Below are 2,371 nucleotides of genomic sequence, written 5' to 3' on the forward strand. Positions count from 1 at the left end.
CGATAGGCAGCCGCAGCGTATTGTGATCCACGATCGGAATGATGCACGCAGCCGGGAGGTGGTTTGCGGCCTTCGATCGCGGCGGCCAGGGCCGCGAGCATCAGCCGGGCGTCGATCGAGCGGCTGATGGCGTATCCGACCACCCGCCGTGACCAGGCATCCAAGATGACGGCGACATAGACAAAGCCGCCGGCGATGGCGACATATGTGATATCGGCCACCCAGAGTTGGTCGGTACCGGTGGGAGTGATGTCGGTGGCGAGATTCGGGAAGGTCGGCTGACCGTGATCGCTGTCTGTTGTCACCATGAAGCGGCGATGTAATCTCGGCTGAAGGTCATGCTCACGCATCAGGCGGCGGATCTTCTTGTGATTAACGATCAGGCCCTGCTGGCGAAGCGCAGCCTGGACGCGACGCCAGCCATAGTGCTCGAACTCGTCGCAGATAGTGGCGATCGCCTCAACGATCGCGGTATCATCGGCCGCCTTCTCAGAGCGGTCATACTAAGTCGAGCGCGCAATCCCCATCAGCCGACATCCTTCCGTGACGGAGAGGCCTCGGGGGCCGGTGATTGTCATTCGGCCTGCAATATTGGCTCTGACGCAGTTTTGGTGCAGCTCCGATTACTCTGCGCCGATTAGTCTGGCTTGGAGCAGATCGATTTTCCCGCGGCCGTACATTTGGCGTTTGACGAGCTTGAGGCGGGTGATCTGCCCCTCGGTCTGTCCGTTGGACCAAGGCAAGGTGATCGCCGCCCGAACCGCCGCTTCATCATTCGTAACGCCGCGGGCGAATGAGGCAACGAGACTGGCACGAGCCCGCTCGATCCAAGGTGATAGCTCGGCGGCAGCTCTGCGCCGGATCATCAAGTGGAATTCGGCGATGATCTCGCGTGCCTCGACCAGGGTCGGTACGCGAGCTTCGATCGCCGCGACCGTGACCGTCTCTGCCTTCGAGAGCGTATCCCGTCCGACCGTCATAAGACGAGCGATCGTTCTTGCCGACGGGATGCGGTGAAGGTTTTCGACATCGGCCTTTTCGGCCCGCCGTCTGCGTGTTGCCCATTCTGCGACGACACGAAGTGAGCCTCGGAAGCCGCGCGCCCCTAGGCGCCGCCAAAGCTCAGCGCCATTTCGGCAGCCTTCGGCCCACTGATCGTCGAGCCATGGCAGGTGCTGATCGAGCGAACTCTGCCGGGTCCGGAAGACGTCATGGAGTTCGCCACGGATCACCTGTCGAACCAGCTTTCTGCTATGGCCAGTCTGGCGCACGATCTGCTTGATCGGTGTTCCGCTTTTCGACAGGGTCAAGATAGTCGCATTGGTCTCTTCGCGGCGAAGATATCCTTCATACTGCAGGCGCTCGGCCGCGGTCAGCAGTTTGGAATCAATTGTTGTCGCTCCGATTGCGCCGCGAATCTGGCGCATCGATTTGCGGACGGCATCGAGGAAGGCCCGACTGGCGTTCTCCATTAGATGCCATCGATCCGCGACCTGTACCGCGTGCGGCAAGGCCTTTGCTGCGGCTTCGCCATACCCTCCGCCACGATCGCGGGCGACGATCGCGATCGTGGGATGCGCAGCGAGCCTGGCTTGGGCGGTCGCAGGCTCCCGATCCGGCAGCAGGGTGACGGCTCGGCGCCGTTCCAGGTTGCAGATGATGCTGGCGTATCGGTGATTGCGCCGCCAGGCCCAATCATCAATGCCGATAACCCTCAGCGGGTCAGCCGACGGACGGCTACGGCGTCGGATCACGCGCAGAAGCGTATCCTTGCTTACCGGCAGCATTAGCCGTCTTGCGAAGCCAGCTGCAGGTCGTCCGCCAAGCGCCAGGCCGAGGTGGTGCACGATCGAGTCAAGCCTCGCCGTGCGTCGCGCTGATGGAGCCAGTACCCCTTCGGCGAAGCGCTCAGTAAAGATCTGGCGCCCGCATAAGACTGCGTTACAACGGAAGCGACGAGCAATCACCAGAAGCTGTACGATCCGTCCCGAAAGGGGAAGATCGGTCACACGTCGCCGGTACCGGCTATGGACGCGTCGGGAAACCGTTCCACAAGATGGGCATAGACCAACGCTTCCCGTCGCCCGGACCGCAATAACGGCCTTATCACCTTCGAAATACGCACTCTCTACAACAAACCCACTCGGCACCAGACTGGGGCGCTGGCGTGCCTGCTGCATGGCGCTGATTCTCCCCCAATCAAAACGCCAGACATCTCCCAAACTGCATCAAAAGGGAGTCAGAGCCCAAAATTGACCCCCTATAGGTTGGCCTGTTGCGCTGCCTGCTTTGGAATGAAGCAGGTGGTCGAGGATGCTGATCGTGGAGACGATTGCGCGGATTCGGCGCGAGCACTTCATCAAGGGCAAGA

Annotated in this window: 3 protein-coding genes; 1 reads left to right on the top strand and 2 read right to left on the bottom strand. The window is 61.2% G+C overall.

Going from position 1 to position 2,371, the window contains the following annotated elements; translation table 11 throughout:
• On the bottom strand, window positions 1-455 hold a 455-nt coding region (locus CT676_RS43445), incomplete at its 3' end, for an IS3 family transposase (RefSeq protein ID WP_343287593.1).
• On the opposite strand from CT676_RS43445, the gene CT676_RS45960 reads away from it, so the two are divergent.
• A complete protein-coding gene (locus CT676_RS45960) occupies window positions 339-641 on the top strand; it encodes a hypothetical protein (RefSeq protein ID WP_135217332.1) in 303 nt (100 codons plus the stop codon). The two genes, CT676_RS43445 and CT676_RS45960, sit on opposite strands and share 117 nt — an antisense overlap.
• On the opposite strand, the gene CT676_RS43455 is transcribed toward CT676_RS45960, so the two are convergent.
• Window positions 624-2,180 carry an ISL3 family transposase gene (locus CT676_RS43455; RefSeq protein WP_135217333.1) on the bottom strand — a complete coding sequence of 519 codons (1,557 nt, stop codon included), beginning with the start codon at window positions 2,178-2,180 and terminating at the stop codon, window positions 624-626. The genes CT676_RS45960 and CT676_RS43455 overlap by 18 nt on opposite strands.
• Window positions 2,181-2,371 lie beyond the last annotated feature (191 nt).

The sequence above is a fragment of the Bradyrhizobium sp. MOS001 genome (assembly GCF_004634465.1).
GTDB lineage: Bacteria > Pseudomonadota > Alphaproteobacteria > Rhizobiales > Xanthobacteraceae > Bradyrhizobium > Bradyrhizobium barranii.

What these genes read in the sequence shown, in the direction of transcription:
- CT676_RS45960 (WP_135217332.1), top strand. Translation starts at nt 339, where the DNA reads ATGCTCACGCATCAGGCGGCGGATCTTCTTGTGATTAACGATCAGGCC.
- CT676_RS43455 (WP_135217333.1), bottom strand. Translation starts at nt 2,180, where the DNA reads ATGCAGCAGGCACGCCAGCGCCCCAGTCTGGTGCCGAGTGGGTTTGTT.